Source organism: Novosphingobium rhizosphaerae, assembly GCF_050920675.1.
Taxonomy (GTDB): domain Bacteria; phylum Pseudomonadota; class Alphaproteobacteria; order Sphingomonadales; family Sphingomonadaceae; genus Novosphingobium; species Novosphingobium rhizosphaerae.
Window position 1 is genome coordinate 223,308 of record NZ_CP137862.1, and the last position, 26,045, is coordinate 249,352.

General features: G+C 65.0%; 21 protein-coding genes. 10 read left to right on the forward strand and 11 right to left on the reverse strand.

Annotation, left to right across the window (positions count from 1 at the left end):
* Nucleotides 1-37: 37 nt before the first annotated feature.
* From R9J51_RS21035 to R9J51_RS21045, 3 genes are all read left to right on the forward strand, one after another.
* The gene (locus R9J51_RS21035) at nucleotides 38-1,450 is read left to right on the forward strand and encodes a purine-cytosine permease family protein (protein ID WP_168557413.1); all 1,413 of its coding nucleotides are present in this window, start codon (nucleotides 38-40) and stop codon (nucleotides 1,448-1,450) included.
* Nucleotides 1,451-1,578: 128 nt separating this feature from the next.
* A complete protein-coding gene (locus R9J51_RS21040) occupies nucleotides 1,579-3,873 on the forward strand; it encodes a TonB-dependent receptor domain-containing protein (protein ID WP_218847449.1) in 2,295 nt (764 codons plus the stop codon).
* Nucleotides 3,874-3,932: 59 nt separating this feature from the next.
* Entirely contained in the window at nucleotides 3,933-6,005 is a 2,073-nt protein-coding gene (locus R9J51_RS21045) for a phosphocholine-specific phospholipase C (protein ID WP_179562595.1), read from the forward strand.
* A gap of 71 nt (nucleotides 6,006-6,076) precedes the next feature.
* On the opposite strand, the gene R9J51_RS21050 is transcribed toward R9J51_RS21045, so the two are convergent.
* Together R9J51_RS21050 and R9J51_RS21055 are read right to left on the reverse strand one after the other, a co-directional pair.
* Nucleotides 6,077-6,850 carry a ThuA domain-containing protein gene (locus tag R9J51_RS21050; protein WP_179562593.1) on the reverse strand — a complete coding sequence of 258 codons (774 nt, stop codon included), beginning with the start codon at nucleotides 6,848-6,850 and terminating at the stop codon, nucleotides 6,077-6,079.
* Nucleotides 6,847-8,313 (reverse strand): aromatic ring-hydroxylating oxygenase subunit alpha, encoded by a 1,467-nt coding sequence (locus R9J51_RS21055; protein ID WP_169475272.1) that lies wholly within the window; start codon nucleotides 8,311-8,313, stop codon nucleotides 6,847-6,849. The genes R9J51_RS21050 and R9J51_RS21055 overlap by 4 nt, the downstream gene beginning before the upstream one ends.
* A gap of 178 nt (nucleotides 8,314-8,491) precedes the next feature.
* On the opposite strand from R9J51_RS21055, the gene R9J51_RS21060 reads away from it, so the two are divergent.
* Genes R9J51_RS21060 through R9J51_RS21070 form a run of 3 tightly spaced genes read left to right on the forward strand, consistent with a single transcriptional unit; the run spans nucleotide 8,492 to nucleotide 10,869 of the window.
* On the forward strand, nucleotides 8,492-9,277 hold the full coding sequence (locus R9J51_RS21060; protein ID WP_169475273.1) for an SDR family NAD(P)-dependent oxidoreductase: 786 nt from the start codon (nucleotides 8,492-8,494) through the stop codon (nucleotides 9,275-9,277).
* A 3-nt stretch (nucleotides 9,278-9,280) separates the two neighbouring features.
* Nucleotides 9,281-10,081, forward strand: coding sequence for an SDR family oxidoreductase (locus R9J51_RS21065; protein WP_179562591.1), 801 nt, complete (start codon nucleotides 9,281-9,283; stop codon nucleotides 10,079-10,081).
* Nucleotides 10,082-10,092: 11 nt separating this feature from the next.
* On the forward strand, nucleotides 10,093-10,869 hold the full coding sequence (locus tag R9J51_RS21070) for an SDR family oxidoreductase (RefSeq protein WP_179562589.1): 777 nt from the start codon (nucleotides 10,093-10,095) through the stop codon (nucleotides 10,867-10,869).
* A gap of 42 nt (nucleotides 10,870-10,911) precedes the next feature.
* Here the strand turns inward: R9J51_RS21070 and R9J51_RS21075 are convergent, their stop codons facing one another.
* The 4 genes from R9J51_RS21075 to R9J51_RS21090 form a co-directional block, all read right to left on the reverse strand.
* Nucleotides 10,912-11,847 (reverse strand): hypothetical protein, encoded by a 936-nt coding sequence (locus R9J51_RS21075; RefSeq protein WP_218847448.1) that lies wholly within the window; start codon nucleotides 11,845-11,847, stop codon nucleotides 10,912-10,914.
* 516 nt (nucleotides 11,848-12,363) lie between these two features.
* On the reverse strand, nucleotides 12,364-12,804 hold the full coding sequence (locus tag R9J51_RS21080) for a nuclear transport factor 2 family protein (protein WP_179562587.1): 441 nt from the start codon (nucleotides 12,802-12,804) through the stop codon (nucleotides 12,364-12,366).
* Nucleotides 12,801-14,138, reverse strand: a complete 1,338-nt coding sequence (locus R9J51_RS21085; protein WP_168557404.1) for an aromatic ring-hydroxylating oxygenase subunit alpha — start codon at nucleotides 14,136-14,138, stop codon at nucleotides 12,801-12,803. Before R9J51_RS21085 ends, R9J51_RS21080 begins: the two co-directional genes overlap by 4 nt.
* A 14-nt stretch (nucleotides 14,139-14,152) precedes the next feature.
* Complete coding sequence (locus tag R9J51_RS21090) at nucleotides 14,153-15,346, reverse strand: SRPBCC family protein (RefSeq protein WP_179562585.1); 1,194 nt, start codon at nucleotides 15,344-15,346, stop codon at nucleotides 14,153-14,155.
* A 257-nt stretch (nucleotides 15,347-15,603) separates the two neighbouring features.
* Between R9J51_RS21090 and R9J51_RS21095 the strand changes: the two genes are divergently transcribed.
* On the forward strand, nucleotides 15,604-17,190 hold the full coding sequence (locus tag R9J51_RS21095) for an AMP-binding protein (RefSeq protein ID WP_179562583.1): 1,587 nt from the start codon (nucleotides 15,604-15,606) through the stop codon (nucleotides 17,188-17,190).
* Here the strand turns inward: R9J51_RS21095 and R9J51_RS21100 are convergent.
* Both R9J51_RS21100 and R9J51_RS21105 read right to left on the reverse strand, forming a co-directional pair.
* Complete coding sequence (locus tag R9J51_RS21100; RefSeq protein ID WP_179562581.1) at nucleotides 17,156-18,286, reverse strand: AI-2E family transporter; 1,131 nt, start codon at nucleotides 18,284-18,286, stop codon at nucleotides 17,156-17,158. The genes R9J51_RS21095 and R9J51_RS21100 overlap by 35 nt on opposite strands.
* Before the next feature lie 155 nt (nucleotides 18,287-18,441).
* Nucleotides 18,442-19,239 carry an SDR family oxidoreductase gene (locus tag R9J51_RS21105; RefSeq protein WP_179562579.1) on the reverse strand — a complete coding sequence of 266 codons (798 nt, stop codon included), beginning with the start codon at nucleotides 19,237-19,239 and terminating at the stop codon, nucleotides 18,442-18,444.
* Between the two features lie 151 nt (nucleotides 19,240-19,390).
* Here R9J51_RS21105 and R9J51_RS21110 point away from each other — a divergent pair, with 151 nt between their 5' ends.
* Nucleotides 19,391-20,152 (forward strand): SDR family oxidoreductase, encoded by a 762-nt coding sequence (locus R9J51_RS21110; RefSeq protein ID WP_179562577.1) that lies wholly within the window; start codon nucleotides 19,391-19,393, stop codon nucleotides 20,150-20,152.
* A gap of 55 nt (nucleotides 20,153-20,207) precedes the next feature.
* Here R9J51_RS21110 and R9J51_RS21115 read toward each other — a convergent pair whose 3' ends face one another.
* Nucleotides 20,208-21,239 (reverse strand): MDR family NADP-dependent oxidoreductase, encoded by a 1,032-nt coding sequence (locus tag R9J51_RS21115; protein WP_179562575.1) that lies wholly within the window; start codon nucleotides 21,237-21,239, stop codon nucleotides 20,208-20,210.
* A 342-nt stretch (nucleotides 21,240-21,581) separates the two neighbouring features.
* Here R9J51_RS21115 and R9J51_RS21120 point away from each other — a divergent pair, with 342 nt between their 5' ends.
* The gene (locus tag R9J51_RS21120; protein ID WP_432788069.1) at nucleotides 21,582-23,744 is read left to right on the forward strand and encodes a TonB-dependent receptor; all 2,163 of its coding nucleotides are present in this window, start codon (nucleotides 21,582-21,584) and stop codon (nucleotides 23,742-23,744) included.
* A 35-nt stretch (nucleotides 23,745-23,779) separates the two neighbouring features.
* Entirely contained in the window at nucleotides 23,780-24,559 is a 780-nt protein-coding gene (locus R9J51_RS21125; RefSeq protein WP_179562573.1) for a glucose 1-dehydrogenase, read from the forward strand.
* Between the two features lie 25 nt (nucleotides 24,560-24,584).
* Here R9J51_RS21125 and R9J51_RS21130 read toward each other — a convergent pair whose 3' ends face one another.
* Both R9J51_RS21130 and R9J51_RS21135 read right to left on the reverse strand, forming a co-directional pair.
* Nucleotides 24,585-25,376: a ThuA domain-containing protein gene (locus tag R9J51_RS21130; protein ID WP_179562571.1), complete on the reverse strand. Its 792-nt coding sequence runs from the start codon at nucleotides 25,374-25,376 to the stop codon at nucleotides 24,585-24,587.
* A complete protein-coding gene (locus tag R9J51_RS21135) occupies nucleotides 25,376-25,804 on the reverse strand; it encodes a nuclear transport factor 2 family protein (RefSeq protein ID WP_179562569.1) in 429 nt (142 codons plus the stop codon). Before R9J51_RS21135 ends, R9J51_RS21130 begins: the two co-directional genes overlap by 1 nt.
* Nucleotides 25,805-26,045 lie beyond the last annotated feature (241 nt).

Below are 26,045 nucleotides of genomic sequence, written 5' to 3' on the forward strand. Positions count from 1 at the left end.
GCACAGGCACGACCCGCCAGATGGGGGGAAATGGGCCATGTCCAGCCAACCGGTTTCGCGCTCCAAAATCGAAGCGCACTCGATTGATTTCGTGCCCTTGAGCGAGCGGCACGGCAAAGTCTGGCATCTGTGGCCGGTGTGGTTTGCCGGCGACGCGCACCTGGCCACGCTGGCCACCGGCGCGCTGGGGATTGCCATGGGGCTCAACCTGTTCTGGTCGCTGGCCGCGATCGTTGGGGGCTGTGCGCTCGGCACGTTCTTCATGGCGTTCCACGCGGCGCAGGGGCCGCAACTGGGCCTGCCGCAGATGATCCAGTCGCGCCCGCAATTCGGCTATCGCGGGGCGTTGCTGGTCTGGGTCGTCGCGCTGATCACTTACGTGGGCTACAATGCCTTCAATCAGGTGCTGGCGGCACAGACCGTGCACGAGCTGGCCGGCTTGCCACCGCGCCCGACCATGGCGGTTTTCACCGTTCTGGCGATGGGCGTGGCGCTGATCGGCTATGACCTGATCCACCGCGCGCAACGCACGCTGGCTTTCGCCCTGATCGCCATCCTGGCGGTGTTCACGGCCGGCGCCGCGCTGCTCGTGCCGCTGCCCGCCGGGCAATTCGATCCGCACCGCTTCGTCATGATCCCGTTCCTGCTGCAATTCTTTGCAGCGGCCGCCTATCAGCTCAGCTGGTCGATCTATGTATCGGATTATTCGCGCTATCTTCCCCCGGAAGTGGGCGTGCGCGCGGCATTCTGGTGGACGTTTGGCGGGGCGATGCTCGGCGGCGTGTGGATGATGGCGGTGGGGTCCATTGCCGCAGCCGCCCTGCCGCAGGAAGGGGTGATCGCCGCAGCGCGCCTGGTGGGCGACCAGATCGTGCCCGGCTTCGGCATGGTCCTGCTGGTCGTTGCCTTTGCCGGGTTGATCACCGCCACCTCGCTCAATTTCTACGGTGCGTCGCTCACGCTGCTGTCGATCGCGGATTCGTTCATGACCTTGCGCAGCACGATCCGCGAACGCGTCGTGTCGCTGGTGATCGTCACGGTACTGGCTTCGGCGCTGTCCTTTTCGGCGTCGAAAGACTTCATGCACGATTACGAATTGTTGCTGTCCGTCCTGCTCTACATCTTCACGCCGTGGACGGCGATCAACCTGGTCGATTTCTACGTGGTGCGCAAAGGGCACTATTCGATCGCGGCGATATTCGATCCCGATGGCATCTATGGCCGCTGGAATGCGCGGGGCTTGCTGGCCTATCTGGCCGGGTTCCTGGCGATGGTGCCGTTTTTTAGCACGCACGTGTTCACGGGCCCGGTAGCGCGCGCTTTGGGCGGGGCAGACGTCTCGATGCTGGTCGGGCTGCCGGTCTCGGCAATCGCCTATTTGTGGCTGTGTCGTGACATTGCGGCGGGTCAGGATGATGCAACATCCTACCATAAGCAAAGCGTTTGTTGACCATAAGTTGCGCTTTGCTTAGCTTTTTTGACAGGAGGACCTGGCTGAACTGATCCGGCGAGTCCGCAAAAGCGAAAAACGCCGCGTTTCCCGTGATCATGTTTGGTATAACACATGGGGGAATTCATATGCGGTATAAGCATTTATCCGGCGTCGCCAGCCTTGCTCTGGTATGCGGCGCAACGCCGGTCATGGCCCAAACGGCGCCTGCGGTCGATGCCGCCGAAGGCGTGACGGAAGACAATCCCATTGTGGTTTTCGGCCGGGGCGAAACGCGCCAGGTGCAGACCGTTACCGCGATCGACATCAAGGCCGCGACGCCGGGCACCAGCCCATTGAAGGTTCTGGAAAAACTGCCCAGCGTTTCGGTGCAGTCGGCCAATGCGCTGGGCACCAACGAATGGTCCACGCGCTTTTCGGTACGCAGCTTCAGCCAGAACCAGCTTGGTTTCACGCTGGATGGCGTGCCGCTGGGTGACATGAGCTATGGCAATTTCAACGGGCTGCACATCAGCCGCGCCATCGCTTCGGAAAACATCGGCAGCTCCACGCTGGCGCAAGGCTCGGGTGCGCTCGATACGCCGTCCAGTTCCAACCTGGGCGGCACGGTGCAGTTCTTCAGCCAGACGCCCACTGACGACTTCGGCGTCGATACCCAGGCCAGCTATGGCAGCGAAAACGCCTATCGCCTGTTCGGCCGCGTCAACACCGGTGACCTGGGCGGCGGGGTGAAGGCCTATGTCAGCGGATCGTGGCTCGATGCGCCCAAGTGGAAGGGCGAGGGCAAGCAGCAGGCCTGGTCGGTCAACAGCAAGATCGTGGTGCCGCTGGGCACCAGCGCCAAGCTGACCGCCTTTGCCAACTATTCCGATTTCAAGGACGACGACTACATGGATATGTCGCCGGCCCTGGTGAAGAAATACGGCTGGAACTGGGATTACATTCGCAACGACTACAAGACGGCCCTGGCCATTGCCAAGAACCTGCAATCGGACCTGGTCAACTATTCCAAGTATTGTGAAAACTATGCCGGGTATGACCAGACGATCTGCGCGGACGATACCTATTACAATGGTTATGGCCTGCGTAAGGACTTCCTGGCGGGCGCCAGCCTGACGACGGACCTCGCGCCCGGTCTGTCGCTGCGCGTTTCGCCCTATTACCACCACAACAAGGGCATCGGCACCTGGTGGACGCCCTATACGCCCACGCCGGGCGGCGCGGCCCTGTCGATCCGCGCCACGTCTTACAAGATCGCGCGCGGCGGGCTGACCGGCGCCCTGACCTACAAGATCGCCAAGAACGAGATCGAACTGGGCGGCTGGTACGAATCCAACAAGTATACCACGGCACGCAATTTCTTCGGCCTGGCGGACAGTACCACGTCGAGCATCGACAACCGCGAATGGCCCGAAGGGTCATTCTATCTGCAATACAAGTACAACTTCAAGATCACCACGGGACAGTTCTTCATCCAGGACACGTTCCAGGCCACCGACAATCTCAAGATCAACGCCGGGTTCAAGGGCCTGAGCGTTATTGTCGACAACAAGTACGATCCGGCCAGCCAGTCCACGGCCGCCGCGCGCGATACTTCGGGTCGGCTCAAGGCGCGGGACCTGTTCCTGCCCCAGGCCGGCGTGAACTACACCTTCAATTCGGCGGTCGAAGCGTTCGTCAGCTATGCCGAGAACATGCGCGCCTTCACCACCGAACCGTTCATGACCAACCAGGCCGGTTTCCAGGCGATCAAGAATACCATCAAGCCCGAGACGTCGAAGACCATCGAAGGCGGTTTCCGCTTCCACCTCGATCATTTCGAGGGTTCGATCGCGGGCTATCACGTCAAGTTCGAGAACCGCCTGCTCTCGGTCCAGCCCTGCGCGATCATCGTGGGCTGCGCCACGATCCTGTCCAACGTGGGTTCGGTCACCACCAACGGTGTCGAACTGGCCGGCACTTATCACCTGACCCGCGCTCTCTCGCTCTATGGTTCGTATTCCTACACCGATGCGCGCTATGACGACGATGTGTTGAGCGGCACGCTCTATCACACCAAGGACAAGCAGGTCGCCACGGTTCCGGCGCATCTGGCCAATGCCGAAGTATCTTATGACGATGGCGTGATCAGTGCGCGGGTGGGCGCCAACTATCAGTCCAAGCGCTATTATACCTATACCAACGATGCCAGCGTGGCTGGCCGCGTGCTGGTGGACCTGTCGCTGGGTTACAAGTTCGACGCCGCCGATGGGCCGCTCAAGAACCTGGAAATCCAGGGCAATGTCACCAATCTGTTCGACAAGAAGTATATCGCCACGCTGGGTGAGAACGGCCTTGCGTCCACCGATCCTTCCGGCACGCTGCAATCGATGCTGGTAGGGGCGCCGCGCCAGGCCTCGATCACGCTGCGCAAGCGGTTCTAAGCCATGATGGGTGCCGGCAGGCGCAGCGCCGGCACCCATGCTTTCCCTGGGGAAACCGAATGACGCATCGGCCCGCGCGCCGCACTTTCCTCAAAGCGGTGGCAGCGGCTGCGGCATCGGGCGCCTTGCCGGCATCGATCGCCACGGCGCTGGCGCTGCCGGCCAATCGTCGCACCGGCACCCTGGCGGATGTGGAACACGTGGTCATCCTGATGCAGGAAAACCGCGCGTTCGATCACTATTACGGCACTTTGCGCGGGGTGCGCGGGTTCGGCGATCCGCGCCCGCTGATGCTGCGCAACGGGCGCAGCGTGTTTCACCAGCCCGCCCCCGATGGCCATGGGCCCGATGGCACCGGCGCGGTGCTGCCATTTCATCTCGATGGACAGATCAGCAACGCCCAGGGGTTGAAAAGCCTGGACCACAGCTGGAAAGGCGCTTTTGCCGATTGGGCGGAATACGACGTGTGGATCAAGCACAAGACGGCCCAGGCGATGGGCCATTTCGTGCGCGCCGACATTCCCTATTACCATGCCCTAGCCGACGCGTTCACCATTGCCGACCAGTATTTCTGCTCCCTCCACGGGCCGACCAATCCCAATCGCATGTTCCTGTTCACCGGCACCAGTGGCCTGAGCGTGGGCGATGATCGCGCGCAGGCGGTGGACAATGTCGACGACGGCAACTGGACCGCCGACATGGCGCGCGACAAGGCCGATTTCCCCGCCGTTTCGCGCTGGACGACGTATGCCGAACGGCTGCAGGCGGCGGGCATCAGCTGGCAGGTCTATCAGGAATACGAGAACTACGGCGACAACTCGCTTGCCTATTTCGCGCAGTTTCGCGGGCTGGAGCGTACCTCGCCGCTCTATCGCCGCGGCCGTGCCTTCATTGAGGGCACCAGCCTGCAAACCGCCGCCACGTCGCAGGCGCAATACCTGGTTTCCGCCTTCGCCAAGGATGTGGCCGCCGATAACCTGCCGCAGGTTTCGTGGATCGTCGCGCCCTACAAGTATTGCGAGCATCCCGAGGCGACCCCGGCCTATGGCGAAAGCCTGACGGCGCGACTGGTGGAAGCCTTGGTGGCCAATCCCAAGGTCTGGGCCAAGACCGCGCTGATCATCAACTATGACGAGAACGACGGCTTTTTCGACCATGTGCCCGGCCCGGTGCCGGCAGTATCGCGCCAGCAGGGCCTGACCAGCGTGGAGCCGCGGGGCGAAGTCTACAAGGGCGAGCCGGTGGGCCTGGGGATCCGCGTGCCGCTGCTGGTGGTGTCACCCTGGACGCGCGGCGGCTTCGTGCATTCGGGCGTGGCCGATCATACTTCGGTGATCCGCTTTCTGGAGCGGCGCTTTGGCGTGATGGAGCCCAATATTTCGCCCTGGCGCCGCGCCGTGACCGGGGATCTGACAGATATGTTCGATTTTGCCGATCCCGATGCCGCCGCGCTGCATGCCATGCCCGCCATCGGCGATTATCGCGCCCGCGTGGCGGCCCAGGCCAGCATGCCCCAGCCCCGGCCGCCCCAGGCGCAAGCCCTGCCACAGCAGGAACCGGGGCAACGTCCGGCGCGCGCGCTGCCTTATCGCCTGGCCGTGCGGGAAGCGGGCGAGGGGGCCGATTGGCAGCTGGTCTTTGCCAACACCGGCCGCCAGGGTGCAGTGTTCCAGGTCTATGATCGCGCAGGCAGTGCCGGCCCGTGGACTTACTCGGTGGCCGCTGGCGCCACGCTGCGCGACCGTCCGCCTGGGCTGGGCGAGGGACCGTGCCGGTTGACCGTGCGCGGGCCGAACGGCTTTGTGCGCGAACTGGCCGGGCCATTGCCACCTCCCGCGCGGGTCGGGCTGGAAGAGGCCGGCGATCAGGTGGTGCTCACCCTGGCTAACCCCGGTACGGACCCGCTCGCGCTTACCGTGCGGCGCCTGGCCTATGGCCCGCGCGAACTGGCGCGGCTGACGCTGGCGGCAGGGCAGACCCGCACTTTGCGCGTGCCCGTGGCGGCCAGCCACCACTGGTATGACCTGGTCGTGGATGGCCCCGCTGGCTTTCGCCGCCGCTATGCCGGCCATGTGGAGACGGGCAAGCGGAGCTGGTCGGATCCCGCGATCGGCACGCTGGTGGAGGCATAGGCAACGCCTGGATATTTGTGGTCGCCCGAATTCCTGACAGAAACCGGTCCCACATTTTTTGTGATCTCGTTCTAGAGCGGTTCTTTCAGCCAGGCCACGCCCCGGCGCAGCAACTCGTGGAACACCGGCAAGTCCCAGGCGCAGCGGTCCACGCTGGGCCACCAGTCCAGCATCGGTTGCAGGTCATAATGCCCGCGACAGTGGCCGAGCGTGAGGTAGAGCACGGCGCCCGCGCCGTGGTGCTTGATATAGAACACCGGATGGCGGCCCGGCGCAGCGTCTGCCTCGACAAAGCCGGTGCCCGGCTCGGTGCAGCAGGTGTCGAGCAGGACGTGCAAGTCTCCATGGGTTTCCAGATGGTAGAGTTCGTCCGTCGTTTCGAACGGCTCCACTCCGGCCACCAGCGGGTGATCGGGATCGGCCACGTCCACGCGATAGGGCGCGATGGGCGGGTGGCTGATGAACTGGCTGCCCAAGAGGTCCATGAACAGCGGGGCCCAGCGCGGCGCGTCCCACAGGCCGGCATTGGGCCCATCGGCCAGCAGGCGCAGCACCGAATTGGTGCCGTGCAGGGCATACCAGCGCCCACCGCGCGCCAGCCAGGCGCGCAGGGCTTCCTGCGCGGCGAGCGAGGGCGTGATGTCGCAGGTGTAGGTGATCAGGATATCGGCCGCCTCGATCGCGGCCAGGTTCTCGTAATCCTCGAACACGCGGGTGCGCACGGCGGGATCGTCTGCCAGCAGCTTCAAGAGTTCCAGCCGGGCAAAATCGATATCGTGCCACACCCCGCCGCACACCAGCACGCAATTGATGCGGCGCGGGTGGCTTTCGCCGCTCTCGCTCATCCTTGCACCCCATCGCTGCCATCGGCAATGCCCAGATAGCGGTCGAGTGTCTGCTGGAACTGGCGGATGCGGATTTCCTGGTAATTGCCCAGCTGCACCTGGCCGGTCTTGGACGCATGCAGGCCTTCCTGCACATAGGGCAGGTTGTCCATATCCTGTTCGAACACGTCGCCCAGGATGCCGAGTTCGGGCGCTTCGGTCCATTTCTGGTCGAGCGTGAGGAACTTCATCGGCACGCCGCGCGGGTGCTTTTCGCCCTTTTTCACGCGCATCAGGATGCGCACTTCCATGATGCAGGTATCGGGCGTCTTTCCGGGGCGCCAGCGATAGACGATGTTGGGCATGAACCCGCCCCACGGCGCAAAGTTGGGGAAGACGTTGTAGACCAGCGCGTCGAGCAGTTCGGCGTCGGTGGCGTCTTCGTGGTCATAGCCGGTCTGCGCGGTATAGGCGGCGCGCATGCGCGCGCCCAGTGCCTCGCGCGCGGTCATCCCTTCGGGCACCGAAACCGCATAGGGATCGGCGGCGGGATCATAGTTGTCGCCGCTGCGGCCGTTGTATTTCACGAACTGGTCGACGATCCACTGTTCGCTCTTGCCATTGGGATCGAGGTGCGGAGACATCGTGCCGAACGGCACCAGGTTGACGTTCACATGATCGCCCCAGGTCCAGTAGGCGCTGTTGCAATCGCCGGTGAAGGGCAGCAACTGTGGGTGGGTGACCACGGTGTGCCAGGCTTCCATGAAGGCTTCGGCCGTCACTTTCCAGTTGGCCGGCACTTCCTTGCCCACCCACATGACGGTCACGCAATCCTCGTGCCGCCAGCGCTTGAAATGGTCGGGCAGGGGGGCGAGGAATTCTTCGAGGCTAGGCCCGCCCGGCTCCTCGCGCAGGAAGATATAGCCGCCCCACCGGCCCACTTCGACAGGCGGCAGCGACAGCTTGTTCTCATCCAGGTGGGTAAAGTCCCACTTGCAGGGCATGTGGTTGAAACTGCCGTCCTTGTTCCAGGCAAAGCCGTGGAACGGGCAGACGAAGCGATCGGCACTGCCATCCTCCGTGCGCAGCTTGCGCCCGCGATGCAGGCACACGTTGTGCATCGCGCGCACGCTGCCATCGTCCTGGCGCGAGATCAGGAAGCTGCGCCCGGCGTTTTCATAGACGACATAGTCGCCCGGCTCGGGCAGGTCTTCCTCGCGCGCGGCGAATTGCCATACGCGTGGCCACATCCGCTCCCGCTCCAGCTGCGCGAAATGCTCCGACGTATAGCGCGCGGCGGCAATCGGCGTGCTGCCGCGATTCTGGTAGCTGGGCGTGACCAGGACATCGGGCGCCGGGCGCGAGTCGCGGGCCATGAGTTCGAGCCAGCTGATCCCCTCGCTCACCGGCAAGCCGCAGCTTTCGGGCGTTGGCCGCGCGGGATTGGCGATGGTTTCGGGGGATGCGGTATCGGATGCTGCCATGGTCGGTGCCGTCCTGTCCTCTCGCGCCGGGCCATTTTAGCGGATCGCGCCCGCCCGGCATTCTTACCAGCATGGTCTAGGACGGGGGGCGGCGGCAAGTCACCTTGCTGAAAGCATAGGTTTCGCTCTGGCCCTGATCACGGCATGATCGCAGGCCAGAGCAGAAACGCGGGAGAGCATGGCCGTGGCCACAAGGCTGGAAGGAAAGGTGGCGCTGGTAACCGGCGGCACCAGCGGGATCGGCGCAGGCGCGGTGCGACGCCTGGCGGCGGAAGGCGCGCATGTGGTGTTCACCGGATCGCGCGCCGAACTGGGCGAGGCGCTGGCGCGCGAAGTGGGCGGCCGCTTTGCCATCCATCGCGTCGAGGACGCCGAGGCCTGGCCGGCGCTGATCGAGGGGATCCTGGCCGATCACGGCCGGCTCGACATCGCCTTTGCCAATGCTGGCACCGAGCAGGGCGATGCCAGCATCGAGGACGTGACCATCGAGGGCTGGCACAAGGTCGTGGCGGTCAACCAGACTGGTGTGATGTTGACGGTGCAGCATGCCATCCGCGCCATGGCCCGCAACGAAGGGGCGACCGGATCGATCATCGTCAATTCCTCGATGAACGCGGCGCGCCCCTTGGGCAATTACGTGACCTATTCCACCACCAAGGCCGCCGTGGTGGCCCTGGCCAAATCGGCGGCGGTCTATTGCGGGCAGAAACGCTATCGCATCCGCGTCAACGCGATCCTGCCCGGCGTGGTGGAAACCGACCTTATCCGCCACATCATGGAAAGCCAGCCAGATCCGGCTGCCGTGCGCGCGATCTATGAAGGCATGGCGCCGATGAATCGCATGGCCCAGGTGGAGGAAGTGGCCGGCCTGGTGGCCTATCTTGCCAGCGACGAGGCGGCGTTCATTTCCGGCGCGGAGATCACGATCGACGGCGCCACCACCGCCGGCATGATGGGAGTTTAGGCCATGGAACGTCTTGCCGGAAGAATTGCCCTGGTGACGGGCGGCCTGCGGGGGATCGGCCTTGCCATCGCCACGCGCTTTGCCCGTGAAGGGGCAAGCGTGACAGTGACCGATCTCGATGCCGCCGACAGTCCGGCCGTGGCAGATGCCCTGGCCGCGATCGGTGGCGGCGCGGATTATCTGCGCGCCAATGTGACGAGTGAGGACGACTGGGCCGCCATTGCCGCGCATATGGATGCCAAGGGCGCCTGCCATGTGCTGGTCAACAACGCCGGTACCGATCTGACCGGCGCGGTCGAAAGCCTGACGCTTGAGGCCTGGCGCAAGATCATGGCCGTCAATGTCGACGGCGTGTTCCTGGGTACGCGCGCGCTCGTTCCGCTCCTGGCGAAATCGGGCGCTGGCGTGGCCGGCGGGGCGAGCATCATCAACGTCAGCTCGATCATGGGCTTGGTCGGCTATTCCGAGGTTTCGGCCTACAACGCCAGCAAGGGCGCGGTGCGGCTGTTCACCAAGGGCATCGCGGTGGAATTCGCGCACAAGCGCATGCCGATCCGCGCCAATTCGCTGCATCCCGGCTTTGTGCGCACGCCGCTGCTCAACGCCGGGTTCCAGCGCTGGGTGGACAAGGGCTTTGCGCAGAAACCCGAAGACCTGGTCGCTGCGATGGAAGGGGCCACGCCCAACGGCCGCCTGGCCGAGCCGGAGGAACTGGCCGGCCCGGCGGCGTTCCTGGCGAGCGCGGACGCCAGCTATATGACCGGGGCCGAACTGGTGATCGATGGCGGCTGGACCGCACAATAGGGAAAAACGCCATGGCTTTTGAACTCGATAATGTGGTGGCCGTGGTCACCGGCGCGCGCGGCGGCATCGGCCGCGAAGTGGTGCGCGCGATGAAGGCGGCCGGCGCCACGGTGGTGGCAACCGACGTGGGCGAACCCGAGGAAGGGCTGGCCGACCATGCCTTGGCGCATGACGTGACCAGCGAGGCCGATTGGCAAGCCGTGGCCGATCTGGTCGGTCGCGAATATGGCCGGCTCGATGCGCTGGTCAATGTCGCCGGCATCAGCGTGGTGGCCAGCATCGAGGAAACGCCCCTGGCCGAGTGGCGCCGCATCAATGCGGTGAACGTGGAAAGCGTGGTGATCGGTGTGCAGACGCTGCTGCCATTGTTGAAGGAGGGCGGCAAGGCGCGCGCAAGCGGGGCCTCGATCGTCAACTTTTCCAGCGTGGGCGGGATCAAGGGGGCGCCGTTCAACGGCGCCTATTGCACCAGCAAGGCGGCCGTAAAGATGCTGTCGAAATGCATGGGTGCCGAATTTGCCGCGCTGGGCTACAACATTCGCGCCAACAGCGTGCATCCCGGCGGGATCGATACGCCAATGCTGCAATCGATCATGCAGCGCTATGTCGATCTGGGCGCGGTGCCTTCGCTCGAAGTCTCGATGCAGGGCGTGGTGGCCGCGCATCCGATCGGCCGCCTGGGCCGGCCGGCGGAAATGGCCGGCGGCGTGGTCTACCTCTGCTCTGACGCGGCCAGCTTCGTCACGTGCAGCGAATTCATGATGGATGGTGGCTATTGCATGAGCTGAAGCGGATGCGTGCTGCCGGCATCCCGGCAGCACGCATAGGCATCAGAAATGGTGGCCCGGACCGCGATAGCCGCCCGGCCGACCATAAGGACCGGGACGACCATAATAACCCGGCCGACCGTAATAGCCGCGGTCGCCCCAGCCATTGGGGTGATAGGGGCGATAGGCGCGGTAATAGTAATCGTGGTACGGATAAGGGCGATAGGTCCAGCGATCGCCGACGTAGACCCACGGGCGATACCAGCCCGGCGCGGCATAATAATAGTTGGAAAAATAGACCGTGTCATAGCTGTAGGGCGCTGCGCCCGAGCGCACGACGAAGCCCGGCGGGCAGCCGGGGCTGGTCTGGTTGGCCGTGCTGCCGCCGATCGCGGCGCCGCCGACGGCGCCCACCGCCGCGCCGGCCAGGGTGCCGAAGCCGCCATCATGCCGGCTCGACAGGCCATTGCCCACCAGCGCACCGAAAATCCCGCCGATCACCGCGCCGGCCGTGGCATTGCTGCGCGCCTTGACGCAGTTGTCGCGCGCCCAGGCTTCCGCATCGGCAGCATAGCGGGCGTCCCGTTCGGCCTGGGCCTGATCGATCGCGGCGGGGCGATAGCCGGGCGGCGGGGGCGGAGGCCGCGTGCCGTCGTAGCCCGGCGGCGGGCCCTGGTCATAGCTCTGGACCTCGACCGTCCGGGTCGTGGTGGTAGTGGTCGTGGTCTGCGCGCCCTGCTGATAGGGCTGGGCATAGCCCTGGGGCGGCGCCTGGTTATAGCCGGGCGGCGGACCTTGATCATAACCCTGCGGCGGCTGGTCGCGGTAATCGGGCGGGGGCGCCTGATCATAGCCCTGGTTCTGGTCATACCCGTCGTTCTGGTCATAGCCAGATGGCGGATAGGCCTGTTGCGCGGTGGCGCTGCTGGCCATGATCGGCAGCGCCGCCACGGCAGCGGCGCTGGCAACAAGCACGATGCGGGAAATGGGTTGGGGCATCGAAAGGATCCACTCACTGTGATGGACATGGGCTATGCCTGTCCGCGTGAACGGATGCTGACGGTTTGCGTCGCTTTGCGGCGAGTTGAGGGGAGGCTGGCGCGGTGTGCAGGGCGGCTGCTATACGCCTGTGGAAATATGGGTAGACCGCCGATGAGCCCGAACCGCCGATTCCATGTTGCAAAGCTGTGCTGGCTGGCTTTTGTTTTGCCAATCCCTCTGGTCGTTACTGGGATGGGGCAGCAATGGGCAGTGGCCTTTCTGTTTGCCGCAATCATCGCTGGCGTCGGGGGTGAAATATATTGCCGCTGGATGCTCAAGTGCCCCACTTGCGATAGCCCGACTGCGCATCGTGGGCGGCTCTATCCCGGCAATGGGCCGGAACGGTTTTGCGCGGTATGTGGGCACGATATGATGACCAAGCGCTGAGGTTGCAGTGCCCCTCCGTGAGGCCTGCGGCCTGCCACCTCCCCATTGCATGGGGAGGATCTGCGGTCCGTGCGGGGTGGAGGGGCCTTATCCTGCCGTGGTGATAGGCGGCAACAGCATGGCCATGCCCAGGCGGGCGATACGCCAGGTGCCGTCTTGCAGCACCACGTCGAACGCATAGCGCGCTTTGACTTCCAGCAGCGTGCCGTCGGTGCCCAGGCTGAAGGCGTGGCCATAGGCAGTGAGGCTGGCGGTGGCGCCATCGTAGGCCACCAGCGCCACATTGCCGAGGAAATGGGCGTTGCTGGCCATCGTGGCAAAGGCCTGCTCGAAGAAGGCCTGGATGGCGGCGCGGCCGGTGATCTGGCCCAGCCCCAAGCTGGTCAGGTCATAGCAGCCATCGGGCGTGAACAGCGCGGCGACGCCGGCGGCATGGCCGATATCGTCCACCGCCATGGCATAGGCGGTGACCAGATCGGCCAATGCCAGGCGCACGTCTGCCGGGCAGGGCGGTGCGGGATAGGTCATCCGGCCTGCACCGGTCCCTTGCCGGCCACATAATCGTTGAGCAGTTCGTGGAAGCGCTGGATGCGCTTTTCCTGGCCCGGCAGGATGCAGCCCTTGAACCCGCGCGAATTGAGGCCTTGCTGCTGCGTGGTGCCGATGGACAGGTCCTGGTCCGCCACAAAGCCCAGCGACACGCCATCGCCATAGCGGCTGTGCCGCGCCACGGCATCGTGGCGGAAAGGCACGGTGCCCACCGGCGTGACCACCTCTTTCATGCCCTTGACCGGGGGATAGAGGCACCAGTGCTGGAACACGCACTTTTCCGGATCGGTCGGGTGCGGTTCGGTGCGCAAGACCTGCATCTGTTCGGGCGACATGGTGAGCGTGAGGTTGGGGAACAGCGTGCAGTGGAAATAGTCCACCAGCTGCTGGTCGGTCATGTGCTCGTACATGGTATAGCCGCGCTCGGGCCCCAGCTTGCGCTTGGCGGCGATCACGGCGGCGCGAATGTCGCCGGTGTGGCCATGGTAATCGGCCGGATCGATGCCCCAGGCGCGGGCGATGTCATCGAGCGGGGCAGGCACTTCGGCGCTGTGGTAATCGACGCGCGTGGTGGCCTGATGGCCGATCATCCACATCGCGTTGTGGCCACTGGGATACATCTCGAACAAAGTCGTGGGCAGGCCATCGTTGATGAAGGTCGCCAGTTCGGGATGGATCGTGGGGAGGTGATAGCTTTCGTTGAAATTGTCGCGGATGATCTTCCAGTTGAAATCGGCGTCGCACGAAACCTTGAGCACGCGCACCCAGTTTTCCAGGCCATAGTTGGCCAGGCGTTCCTGCAAAGGCGCCATCCATTGCGCCAGCGGCGGCACATCATCGTCCATGCACCAGAACACGAACGGGCCCCAGGTTTCGCAGCGCAGTTCCGAGAGGTGGACTTTGCCGCAGGGGTTGCCGCCAGCAAAATCATCGGGGTCCTGCACTTTGGCCAGCACGCCATCGGGGGTGAACTGCCAGCCATGATAGCCGCAGGTGATGCGCGGCATATGGCCGGCATCGCCCAGCACCAGGCGGTTTCCGCGATGCGGGCAGCTGTTGTAGAACGCGCGCACCCCGCCATCGGCCTGGGCGATCATCAGGATCGAATCCTTGCCGAAATCGTGGCGGATGAAATCGCCTTCCTCTTCCAGTTCGGCCAGCATCCCGCCCAGGTGCCAAACCTTGGGCCACAGGTTCTGCGCTTCCTTGTCCATCCATTCGCGCGAGATATAGCGATCGGCGGTGATCGTGTCGCCGCGCACGGGCATGTCGAATTCGGGCGAATAGCGGGACTTGAGTTCCTGAACCGTCATCGCGGGCGCGCTCCTTACATCACCGGCTTGGGCAGGGTGGGATCGTCCTGCAGGTACCAGTTGAGCCATTCGTGGAAGTATTGGTTGCCGCGCTCGTTGCGGCCGAACACCAGGTTGTCGTGCGCACCGCTTTCCAGGCCCTTCTGGATTTCCAGGCCGATGACATAGTCTTCCTGGTAGGTCACATCGCGGAAGAAGTTGATCATCTGCTCCACGGCGGCGCGGTCGGCCTCGTCGCGGATCGGCTCGCGGCGCAAGTAGTGCAGCACGGTGCGGTTGCGATCGGGCGTTGGCCCGGGAAACAACTGGGCCACTTGCGTGATCTCGGGCGCAAGGAAGGCCGAGACGTTGGGAAAGAGGATGCGCACGAAATCGAAGCCGTTGTTTTCCTGGTCGCCCCAATCCTCGCGCGGGACGTCCTTGAGCGCTTCGGCAATGCGGTGTTGCGGAAAGCCGATGCGCATCGAAGGGCCGAACCCTTCATAGAACATGCGATTGGATGGCGTGCGCGGCTCGATCGTTTCGGGGTGCAGCGAGGCGAAGTGATAACCTTCGAGATAGCCGTCGAACGCGATCTTCCAGTTGGCGCCCTCGATCGTGCGGCTGCCGAGATAGGTCCAGTCGGCAAAGCCTGCGCTGTCGAAATCGTCGAGGAAGCCTTGGAAATAGTCATCCAGATCGAGCGGAGCATTGGGCGTGAGCGACACGAAGATCATCCCTGCGCGCTCTTCGCAAGGGAGGGCGCGCAGGGCGAGACCGGCCTTGTCCACGTCGCCGAAATTGGCGCTTTCGGAAATGCCCAGCAGCTTGCCGTCCTGGCCATAGGTCCAGCCATGATACTTGCAGGTGAAGCGGGCGCACTTGCCATGTCCTTCCGATGCGACCGGCGCACCGCGATGCGAACAGACATTGAGGAACGCGCGCACAACACCGCTCTTGTCGCGCACGATCAGGACCGGCAGGCCCATCGCGTCCATCGCCTTGTAGTTGCCCGGTTCGGGCAGTTCGGCGGTGAAGGCCAGCATCAGCGGCAGGCGGCGGAACACCAGTTCCATCTCGGCCTTCCACTGATCGGGATCGGTGTAGCTGGCCGTGCGCACGCGCGCCACCTGCTGGGCCTGGTACGTGCTGTTGTGCTCGACGTAATCCAGCATGATCTCGGCGATGTCGCCGATCCGCTGGCGCCGCTCGGCCCGTTCGTTGCTCATCTGCGGCCTCTCCTGCCTGCATTGTTCTTTCGCGGGCCCAAGGCTGCCGCAGGCCGAGCGCCTTGCCAAGCTGGGACAGGTGACAGGTTCCTCTTATTTTGGCCAAGTGGACAGGGGCACTTGAAGCGGCGCACAAGCGATGGATGGGCGACGCAGAGAGGATCATGGGTAACAGCCGCGAATCGACGCCACGGCAGGGCCAAGTGCAGGGCCAAGTGCAGGGATTGCCCTGGCCGCCCGTTCCCGCCGCGCACCAGATGGCATTTGCCCAGGGCGGGTTGTGGCCCAGCACCACGATTGCCGATCGCGCGGCAGACCTCGCCGCCCAGCGGGCCGATGATCCGTGCATGATCGACGAGGCCGGCGCGCTGACGTTTGCCGCGCTGTGGGCCGATGGGCAAAGCCTGGCGGCGAGCCTGCGCGCGCGGGGTTTGCGGCCGGGCGACGTGGTGGCGTTCCAGCTGCCCAATTGGCGCGAGGCGGCGGTGATCAACCTGGCCTGTGCGCTGGCGGGCCTGGTGATCAACCCGATCGTGCCGATCTATCGCGACGCGGAACTGCGCGTGATGCTGGGCGATTGCGTGGCGCGGGCACTGTTCGTGCCGACCACGTTCCGCAAGGTGGACTATGTCGCCATGGCCGCGCGGGTGAAGCCCGACCTGCCCGCGCTGGCCCACGTGTTTACCGTGCGGGGGCAGGGACCAGACGACTATGCTGCCCTGGTGGAGGCTGGGCGCACACTGCCGAGCGCCGCAATGCCGGTCGATCCGCAAGGCGTGAAGATGGTGCTCTATACCTCGGGCACGACGGGACGGCCCAAGGGCGTGCTGCACAGCCATGCCACGCTGGGCCGGGTGATCGGCCAGAGCGCGGCATTCTGGGGGCTCAAGGCCGGGGATGCCATGCTGATGCCATCGCCGGTCACGCATGTTTCGGGCTATGCCAACGGGCTGGAAATGCCGCTGGTGGTGGGCACGCGCACGGTGCTGATGGAAAGCTGGCATGCGCAGGATGCGCTGGCGTTGATCATGCGGCATGGCGTGGTGGGCACGGTGGCGGCCACGCCCTTTCTGGTGGAACTGGCCCAGGCGGCCCGCGATGCGGGCGAGACGCTGCCCGGCTTCCGCTTCTTTGCCTGTGGCGGCGCGGCCGTGGCGCCCGACGTGATTTCCCGCGCGCGCGCTGCCTTTGCCGCGTGCGCGCCATTCCGCGTGTTCGGCAGCTCTGAAGTGCCGCTGGTCAGCTTTGGCTGGCCGGACAATCCCGAACGCGCCAGCCAGACCGACGGACGCATCGTCGATTACACCGTGCGCATCGTGGACGATGCCGGCAAAGATCTGGGCGATGGCCAGGAGGGGGAAATCCTGGCGCGCGGGCCGGCGATGATGATCGGCTATGCCGATCCGGCGCAAACCGCCGCCGCCATCGATGCGCAAGGTTTTTTCCGCACCGGTGACCTGGGGGTGCGCGATGCCGATGGCGCCATCACGGTGACCGGCCGCAAGAAGGACCTGATCATTCGCGGCGGGGAGAACATTTCGGCCACCGAGATCGAGCAGGTGCTGGCAACCCATGCTGCCGTGGCCGACTGCGCGGTGGTGGCGATGCCGCACGACCGGCTGGGGGAAGGGGTCTGCGCGTTCGTGGTCACGCGGGCAGACGTCACGGCGGCAGACCTGGCCGCGCACGTGGCGCAAAGCGGGCTGGCGCGGCAGAAGATTCCCGAGCGCTTCGAATGGGTGGCGCAGTTGCCGCGCACTGCGGCGGGCAAGATCCGCAAGGACCAGCTGCGCGCGCAGATCGCGGCGGTTATTCGGGAAGAGGTTGCTCTGCCGCCGGGTTGAGCGGCCCTTGGTGGGCGCCGACCCATTCGCGCCACAACAGCATCAGCACGGCGATCAGCGCCGGGCCGATCACCAGGCCGATCAGGCCCCAGCTCTCGATCCCGCCCAGGATGGCAAGCAGCACCCACAGGAACGGCAGCCGCGTGGCGCCGCCGATGAACACCGGCCGCACGAAATGGTCGGCCACGAACACCACGATGCCGCCAAACGCCAGCACCGCCACGGCCGCTGCCGCCTGGCCCGCCGCGCTGAGCAGCGCGGCGGCCAGCACCACCGCCGCCACCGCGCCCAGGGGAATGGCCGAGAGCAGCGCGGTCAGCAAACCGAGCAGCGCGGCATGGACCACGCCTGCCAGGCCATAGGCCACGCCCATCAGCACGCCTTCGCCAAAGCCGACGATGATCAACCCGTTGACCGTGCCGCGCACGGCCATCGCCGCCTGATCGACCACGCGCACGCCCGCCTCGCCAAACGCCCGGCGCGTGCCGATGCGCAAGCCATGCGCCACGCGCGCACCATCGCGCAGCAGGAAAAACAACGTCAGCAGCATGAAGCTGATCAACAGCACGCGATGTGCCACCAGGCCGAGAATCTTTTCGCCGGTGGTGAAATGAAGGCCGCGCGCCTGGTGCGAAAGGCGGTCGATGGCCTCGGGCGTGGCCAGGGTCTGTTGCCACAAGACGACGAGATGATCGCCATAGGGCAGGCGTGCCAGGAAAGCGGGCACGGGCACGCCCTGGGCATGGGCCTGCGCCAGCCATTGGGTGACGGCCATGCTGTCATGGATCACCGCGCTGGCCACCATGGCCAGGGGGATGACGAAGATCAGCAGCACGAGCAGCGTGAAGATGGCCGGCAGCACCAGCGATTGCCCGCGCGGCCAGCGCTGCGCGGCGGCCGCATGCAGCGGCCAGAGCGAGAGCGCCAGGATCACGCCCCAGCCCAGCGCGGGCAGAAACGCGCGCAAGGTCCACAACCCGGCCAGTGCCAGCAGCGTGATGGCCACCAGCCCGGTCAGTCGCTGTGCGCGGGTGGCCTGCTGGCCGTCTTGGGAAGTCCAGGTTCCGGGGGCATCGTCTTGGGGGGGCGCTTGCATCCCCCATGCCTAGCGCAGCCAAACGCGCGGCGCCAGTTCGGGTGGGTGGGTTTGGGCATCCACCACCCCCCGACCCTCTCCTCTAAAGAGGAGGGGGAGTATCAAGGAAAAGACCCTTCCTCTTCAGAAGAGGGTGTTGGGGGTGCTGCGAAACCTTAAACTGCCCCGGCCATCGCGGCGGCCATTTCCTCGCGCGTGGGGTTGCGGCGCAGCGTGAGGCCGCCGTTCACCTGCAGGTTTTCCCCGGTCATGAAGCATTCGTCGCTGGCCAGGAACACGGCGGCGGCGGCGATGTCGTCGCTGGTGCCGATGCGGCCCAGGGGATAACCGGTGAGGAAACTTTCGAACAGGCCGGGCACGCCCTTGGCGTCAGCCGTCATCGGCGTTTCGGTCAGGCCCGGCGAGATCGAATTGGCGCGAATGCCTTCCTCGCCGAATTCATGCGCCACGCAGCGCACCACGTGATCGGTTCCGGCCTTGGTGCCCATGTAGGCGGCGTGGTCGTTGAGCATGATCGTCGCCGTGGCGCTGCTGATCTGGATCAGGCTGCCGCCCGCGCCGCCGCGGCTGCGCGCCATCTTGCGGATCATCGCCTGGCAGAACTGGAACGGGCCCACGTATTGCAGGGCGGTAATCGCGTCCAGTTCCGCGCGCGTCGTATCCAGGAACGGCTTGAGCAGGCCCCAGCCCGTGGCATTCACGGCAATGTCGATCCCGCCCATCGCGGCCACGGCGGCATCGGCCATGGCTGCAAGGCTTTCCTCGCTGGTGATGTCGCACGCGGCCCAGTGGCAGGCGTGGTCCGTGGCGAATTGCGCCAGGACGCTTTCCTTGCGTCCGGCCACGAGCACGCTGGCCCCTTCGTCGAGAAACCGGCGGGCGATATGCTGGCCCATGTTGCCTGCGCTGCTCGCGCCCAGAACCACGGCGCGCTTGCCGTTCAACCTGCCCATCGTGCTCTCCCGCCTGGCGTTTGTTGCCGCTTGCTATCACAGGCCGTCGCGCGCCATTCCTCTCCAAAAGGGCAGTGGAGCGCGCGCCGCGCGATGGGCCAGTCTGCAGCCAAGCATCATGGCGCGGTTCGCGCGTGGAAGGAACGAGAACATGGATCTGGGACTCAAGGGGAAAAAGGTGATCCTCACCGGCGGCAGCCGTGGGATCGGCCGCGCCACGGTGGAACTGTTCGCCGCCGAAGGCGCCGATGTCGCCTTCTGCTCGCGCAATGCCGACCAGGTGGCCGAAACCGCCGCCGCACTTGCCCGACATGGCGGCAAAGTGGTGGGCACCCCGTTCGACATGGAAAGCGGGCACGATGCCTATCGCGCCTGGCTGGCCGACGCGCGCGACGCGCTGGGGGGCTGCGATATCTTCGTGCCGATGATTTCCACCAGTGGTGCCGGCGCCACCGGCGATTGGCAGAAAAGCCTGGATTACGATATCATGGGCCTGGTGATCGGGGTGGAAGTGCTGGAAGAGGCGCTGGCCGCATCGGGCGAGGGCAGCGTGGTCGTGACAGCCAGCACGGCGGGCGTGGAAACCTTCATCGTGCCCCAGGGATACAATGCGCTCAAAGGCGCGCTGCTGGTGCACGCCGGGCAATTGAGCCAGTCGCTGGGCCCCAAGGGCATCCGCGTCAACTGCGTGTCGCCCGGCCCGATCCGCTTTCCCGGCGGCAATTGGGAAGCGATCGAGGGGCTCATGCCCGAGCTTTATGCCAGCACGCAGGCGCAGTTCGCGCTGGGCCGCTGGGGTGGGCCCGAGGAAGTGGCGCGCAGCGTGGTGTTCCTGGCCAGCCCAGCGTCTTCGTTCACCACCGGGACCAACGTGGTGATCGACGGCGGATACACCAAGCGCGTGCAATTCTGAGGGCGCTGGCAGCGGGGTGTTGCTTGGGCCCTTCGAAGGGCCCAAGCAGCTGACTTTAATCCACCGCCAGCACCAGCTTGCCGGTGTTGGCGCCGGAAAACAGGCGCATGAACGCGTCATAGGCGTTGTCCAGGCCGTGCTGGATATCCTCGTCCACGCGCAGGCGGCCTTCGCCGATCCATTGCGCCACCACGGCGCCACCTTCGGCAAAGCGCGGCACGTAGCCGGCGATGAGGAAGCCCTTGATCGTCGCCTGCTTGACGATCACCTGCCACAAGTTGCGGATGCCGATCTTTTCAGGCGCGTTGTATTCGCTGATCAGCCCGCACAGCACCACCCGTGCGTGTAGCGCCAGGTTCAGCAGAACCGCGTCCATGACGTCGCCGCCGACATTCTCGAACAGGATATCCACGCCCTGGGGGGCCGCCGCGGCGATTTCGGCCGACAATGCGTCCACGCTCTTGGCGCCGGACGCGCTTTTGTAGTCGATCGCCACATCGAACCCATAGTCTTCCACCAGGCGGCGGCATTTTTCGGCGCCGCCGGCAATGCCGATCACGCGCAGGCCCAGGATCTTGCCGATCTGCCCGACCATCGAACCGACCGCACCGGCCGCGCCGGTGACCAGCAGGGTTTCTCCGCTGCGCGGCGCGGCGGCGTCGGTCAGGCCGAAATAGGCCGTCAGCCCCACGGCACCCACGGCGGAAAGATAGCGCGACGGACTATCGACGATCGACACGTCGATCTTGCTGGTAAAGCCGCCCGGGGTGACGACCGAGTAGTCTTCGATGGCATTGAGACCCAGAACCCAGTCGCCCGCAGCGAAATCGGGATTGCGCGACTCGTGCACCACGCCAACGGTCGTGGCGCGCACGGCATCGCCCAGGGGGATGGGCGGCATGTAGCTGGGCGCATCGTCCATCCATCCGCGCTGCGCGGGATCGAGCGAGACGAAGCGATTGCGCACCACCATACCCCCTTCCGGAGCGCTGGGGACGGGCGTTTTTTCCAGGCGGAAATCGTCGCGCGCGGGGGTGCCATGGGGGCGGCGTGCCAAGATAAAGCGGCGGTTTTCCAAAGCGTTCATCCGTCTCTCCCAAGTCCTTGCGGGGCCCTGGCCAGCATTGCGCGCCGGCCGGGCGAACAGGCCGGAATGCTTGGCCCAATCGTGCCACCACGCACCTATGATTTGTTGCAGTAGGTTGGCGTGGCCACACCCGACTAGGTTCACACCATCAAAGGGCAAGAACCCTTCGCCAAAAAAGATCCTAGGGGGAGTGAGAGGATGAAAGGCTGCTTTGGCAACCGTGTTGCGTGCGTGCTTCTGGCCGGAATCAGCTTGCCGCTGATGCCGGGGCTGGCCTTGGCCGAAGAGGCACCAAATCCACAAACCGCCCCGCAGCCTGAGCCGCCGCAGGCCTGCACGGAGGTGTCGCAGGATACCAACGCGATCATCGTCACCGCCCGCCGCCGCGCGGAATCGCTGCAGACCACGCCGGTGGCGATCACCGCGGTGAATGCCGCGATGCTGGAAAACAAGGCTGCGGTGAACATCGGCGATTTGCAGGGCGCGGCGCCAGGCCTGCTCATCACCCAGCAGAATTCGGGCGCCCAGGCGGCCAACCTTTCGATCCGCGGCCTGACTTATGCCGATATCGAAAAGAGCCAGACGCCCACCGTGGGGGTGGTGGTGGATGGCGTGACCATCGGCACCAACACCGGCCAGTTGCAGGACGCGTTCGACATCGCCCAGATCGAAGTGCTGCGCGGCCCGCAAGGCACGCTGTTCGGCGCCAACACGATCGGCGGGGTGGTCAACATCACGCGCAGCAAGCCGACGATGACCGCCGGCGTGAAGGCCGAATTTACCTATGGCCGGTGGAATACCTGGTCGGGCAAGGCGATTGCCAACTTCGGCAATGGCGAGACCATGGGCCTGAAGCTGTGGTATTTCCACAATCAGACCGATGGCTTTTACCACAATGCCACGTTCAACCGCCCCGATGGCGGATCGAAGGGTGACAGCTTTGGCGGCACCGTGCTGTTCAAGCCGGCTGGGTCTGATTTCACGGCGCAATTCACCCTGGAAAACGTGATCCAGTCTTTCGCCCCGGCGGTGAGCAACCTGGCCAAGACCGGCGAAGTGTTCTGCGCGTTCGAACCGGCGCAGGAATGCAACCGCAACACCACCACCGACCTCTACACCACCTTCGGCCAGAGCGCGACGAGCACCTATCACGCGCCCGATGCCACGCTGGAAATGAACTACAACGCCGGCGGCGTGAAGCTCACCTCGATCACCGGCTGGCGCCACAGCGCCGAGCGGCAGACCCAGGATTTCGACGGATCGTCCACCGATCTCTATTATGTGGAACGCATCCAGAATTACACGCAATGGAGCCAGGAACTGCGCGCCGCCGGCAATCTGTTCCAGGGCTTCGACTACGTGGTCGGCGGGTTCTATTTCAACAGCAAGTACGATTTCAAGCAGTGCTCGCGCGTGTTCGGCTTCTCGCCCAACACCCCGCCCTGCACGTTCGATGCCGCGCCGCAGATCGAAAACGCCAAGTCGGAAAGCTATGCCGCCTTTGCCGATTTCAACTGGGCCGTGGTCGACAAGGTGCGCATCTCGTTCGGCGGGCGCTGGTCGCACGATTACAAGTATCTCGCCAATGGCTTCCTGGGCGCGCCGTTCCCGCCCGGCGCGGCCAACTTCTCGAAATTCACGCCCAAGGCCGGGATCGACTTCCGCCCGAATGCCGAGACGATGCTCTATGCCAGCTGGTCGCGCGGCTATCGCTCGGGCGGGTTCAGCCCGCGCGCGGGCGATGCCAACTATGCCACCAAGCCGTTCCAGCCCGAAACGCTCGATTCCTATGAAGTGGGCGCCAAGCTCGACCTGTTCGATCACCGGCTGAACATCAATCTGGCCGGCTACATTTCCGATTACAAGAACATGCAGCAGAACACGACGATCCCGTGCACCTGCTCCACCGGCAACCAGACGATCACCAGCAACGTGCCTGGCGGCGCGCTGATCAAGGGTATCGAGTTCGACGGGTCGCTGCGCGTCAGCTCCAACTTCAAGATCACGGCTTCGGCGGCGCTGATGCAGTCGCATTTCCGCCGTTTCGTGGTGGGTGGCCTGGTCGGCACCACGATCACGCCGTTCGACTATACCGCCAACCGCCTGATCTATGCGCCCACGTTCTCCGGCTCGCTGAGCGGGGATTACACCTTGCCCACCGATTTCGGCAGCGTGGTGACCTCGCTCTCGTGGCGGCACATCAGTCCCTATGACGAGCAGATCTCGATCGCATCGAGCGCGGCTGGCACCACGGCGCTGGGCACCACCGGCCAGATCGTGAGCGGCAACGATCCGCGCGTGCGCACGGTGACGCAGGACCTGGTCGACGCCAGCCTGACGGTGAATTTCAAGCTCAACAAGGCCGATGCCTATTTCCGCGTGTTCGGGCGCAATCTGGCCGACATCCGCACCACCACGCACGCGTTCACCGTGGCCGGGCTGTGGTCGTTCGGCATGGCGCTGGAGCCGCGGACTTATGGCGGCACCATCGGCATCAAGTTCTAAGGACCGGGGGCGGTTTGCATGAGAAAGGAAGCAGTATGAAGCGCTTGGAAGGCAAAGTCGCCCTCATTACCGGTGGGGCATCGGTGCCTGGCCTGGGCAGTGCCACCGCGATCCGCTTTGCCCAGGAAGGGGCGCGGATCTATCTCACCGATCGCGATCTGCCCGGCGCGGAAAAGGTGGCGCAGTCGATCCGCGATGCGGGCGGCGTGGCCACCGCGCTGGCCCACGATGTAACGTCGGAAGCCGATTGGGACCGGGTGATCGCCGCGATCGATGACGCTGAAGGCGTGCTTGACGTGCTGGTCAACAACGCCGGCATCGCCGTGCTGGGCGAATTTGACAAAGTGACCACGGCCGACTGGCTCAAGCAGAACGACGTCAATCTCAACAGCGTGTTCCAGGGCACGCAGCGCGCTTTCGTGATGATGCGCCGCCCGGGCGCCGATGGCCGCGCGCGGGGTGGATCGATCATCAACATCTCGTCCGTCGCCGGGCTGATCGGCGTGCCGGGCTGCGCGGCTTATGCCGCCAGCAAGGGCGGGGTACGGCTGTTTTCCAAGGTGGTGGCGCTGGAAGGTGCGGCCGATGGCATTCGCTGCAATACCGTGCACCCCGGCATGATCGCCACGAACATCCAGGGCGTGGCGCTGGAAGACAATGCCGCCAATTACGATGCGGTGATGGCCATGGTGCCGATGGGATATATGGGCGCGCCCGAAGACATCGCCAACATGAACCTGTTCCTGGCGTCTGACGAAGCGCGCTACATCACGGGCGCCGAATTCGTGGTCGATGGCGGGATGACCGCGCGCTGAGTGTTTGGGCCTGGGTGGCGGGGTTTCAATGCCCTGCCACCCAGCGCATCGCATTGTGTACCAGCGTGCGATAGGCGTCATTCTCCCAGGCGCCGGGGCCGTCACCCGGCTGGAGATAGACGAGCCGGCTGGCCAGCGCCTGTTTCGCCCAGCCGATCAGCGGCGGAACGGGCGGATGGTCCCAGCCATGGTTGGCAAACATGTGGCCATGCACGGCAAGGTCGGCCGACCAGAAATGGTCGCGCGTGAACGGCGCATCGCAAGTGAGCAGCGGCACCACATCGTCGGCAAAGACTTGCGCCAGATAGAGTTCGTCCTGCAACGCGAATTGCGGCGGCACGCCCTGCGTAACCGGGTGGGGTTGCGTGGTGGCGGTATAGGCCACGTCGTGGCGATAGCCGCTGTCGGGCGTGGGCGCGCCGCGCACCAGGGCCGGGCGATAGAGGAACTGGCCGCCCAGCCATTCGTGATAGTCGGCCCAGGTGGGCCAGGCCGCCAGCGCATGATGCAGCGCCACCACGCCCTTGCCCTGTTGCAGCAGCGCGCGAAAGCCGGCCTGCAGTTCCTGCGTGGGGTCGATGAAGGCGGGCGGTTCTGCTGCCTCGAAATCCAGGCCGGGCATGTCATAGAGCACCAGCACGTCGAAATCGCGCATCCCTTGCGGGTTCATCAGCAGCGCAGCCGCGGGCTGGTCCACCATGGTGGCCGAAACGCCGTCCATCGCCTGGAACATGGCATCGAACCCGGTGCGATCGAACGGATGGCCGCGCACCGCAACCAGTGCGCGCAGTGCCGCATGGTGCCGGATGATCGGCATCAGAGGCCCTTGGGCGCGATCTGCCGGTGGATGTTGCGGAACGTGCGCGCGCGGAAATACCAGCGGCCGTCGATCCTGACGCATTCGTCGTCATATTGCCCGCGATCGCGGTGCACGCCATCGGGCCAGTCATAGACTTCGGCGGTGTAGGATCGCATCGTGGCCCGGTCCCCCTCCACCACGATGCTGCCGGGCCAGGCTTCGAACATGATGCCGGGATAGTGCTGCATCGCCTGGGTCCACATTGCCACGATGGCATCGCGGCCAGAGGTGGTGCCGATCTCGGGATAATCGGGCAGCGACCACCGCGCGTCTGCCGCCCAGGTTTCCCCCCAGGCCTGCGCATCGCAGCGCGTGACAGCATCGGCATAAGTTTCGAGCAACTCACGCAGCGCCAGGCGATCTTCGGCGGGGCCGGTAAAGGGCATGCAGGTCTCTCCCGTTATGGCTTTGCCGGCCAGCATAGCCCGCCGCGGGCAAGCGGGCGCCTAGCGCATTGCACAGGCGGTGCCTGGCGGGGGGCTTCGGCAAGCTCAGCCCGAACGGATTTCAAGGAAACCACTCCCGTTCCGCGTGCGTGAGGGGTTGGGGGAGGGCATGTTCCCTAAGACCGACCCAGCCCAGAGCATACCTTTGCGTAAAACTCGGGCATTGTCATGCACGGCAATG

Bases quoted from the DNA above. Each gene is read 5' to 3' on its own strand.
- R9J51_RS21035 (WP_168557413.1), top strand. From the start codon at position 38: ATGTCCAGCCAACCGGTTTCGCGCTCCAAAATCGAAGCGCACTCGATT.
- R9J51_RS21040 (WP_218847449.1), top strand. From the start codon at position 1,579: ATGCGGTATAAGCATTTATCCGGCGTCGCCAGCCTTGCTCTGGTATGC.
- R9J51_RS21045 (WP_179562595.1), top strand. From the start codon at position 3,933: ATGACGCATCGGCCCGCGCGCCGCACTTTCCTCAAAGCGGTGGCAGCG.
- R9J51_RS21050 (WP_179562593.1), bottom strand. From the start codon at position 6,850: ATGAGCGAGAGCGGCGAAAGCCACCCGCGCCGCATCAATTGCGTGCTG.
- R9J51_RS21055 (WP_169475272.1), bottom strand. From the start codon at position 8,313: ATGGCAGCATCCGATACCGCATCCCCCGAAACCATCGCCAATCCCGCG.
- R9J51_RS21060 (WP_169475273.1), top strand. From the start codon at position 8,492: ATGGCCGTGGCCACAAGGCTGGAAGGAAAGGTGGCGCTGGTAACCGGC.
- R9J51_RS21065 (WP_179562591.1), top strand. From the start codon at position 9,281: ATGGAACGTCTTGCCGGAAGAATTGCCCTGGTGACGGGCGGCCTGCGG.
- R9J51_RS21070 (WP_179562589.1), top strand. From the start codon at position 10,093: ATGGCTTTTGAACTCGATAATGTGGTGGCCGTGGTCACCGGCGCGCGC.
- R9J51_RS21075 (WP_218847448.1), bottom strand. From the start codon at position 11,847: ATGCCCCAACCCATTTCCCGCATCGTGCTTGTTGCCAGCGCCGCTGCC.
- R9J51_RS21080 (WP_179562587.1), bottom strand. From the start codon at position 12,804: ATGACCTATCCCGCACCGCCCTGCCCGGCAGACGTGCGCCTGGCATTG.
- R9J51_RS21085 (WP_168557404.1), bottom strand. From the start codon at position 14,138: ATGACGGTTCAGGAACTCAAGTCCCGCTATTCGCCCGAATTCGACATG.
- R9J51_RS21090 (WP_179562585.1), bottom strand. From the start codon at position 15,346: ATGAGCAACGAACGGGCCGAGCGGCGCCAGCGGATCGGCGACATCGCC.
- R9J51_RS21095 (WP_179562583.1), top strand. From the start codon at position 15,604: ATGGCATTTGCCCAGGGCGGGTTGTGGCCCAGCACCACGATTGCCGAT.
- R9J51_RS21100 (WP_179562581.1), bottom strand. From the start codon at position 18,286: ATGCAAGCGCCCCCCCAAGACGATGCCCCCGGAACCTGGACTTCCCAA.
- R9J51_RS21105 (WP_179562579.1), bottom strand. From the start codon at position 19,239: ATGGGCAGGTTGAACGGCAAGCGCGCCGTGGTTCTGGGCGCGAGCAGC.
- R9J51_RS21110 (WP_179562577.1), top strand. From the start codon at position 19,391: ATGGATCTGGGACTCAAGGGGAAAAAGGTGATCCTCACCGGCGGCAGC.
- R9J51_RS21115 (WP_179562575.1), bottom strand. From the start codon at position 21,239: ATGAACGCTTTGGAAAACCGCCGCTTTATCTTGGCACGCCGCCCCCAT.
- R9J51_RS21125 (WP_179562573.1), top strand. From the start codon at position 23,780: ATGAAGCGCTTGGAAGGCAAAGTCGCCCTCATTACCGGTGGGGCATCG.
- R9J51_RS21130 (WP_179562571.1), bottom strand. From the start codon at position 25,376: ATGCCGATCATCCGGCACCATGCGGCACTGCGCGCACTGGTTGCGGTG.
- R9J51_RS21135 (WP_179562569.1), bottom strand. From the start codon at position 25,804: ATGCCCTTTACCGGCCCCGCCGAAGATCGCCTGGCGCTGCGTGAGTTG.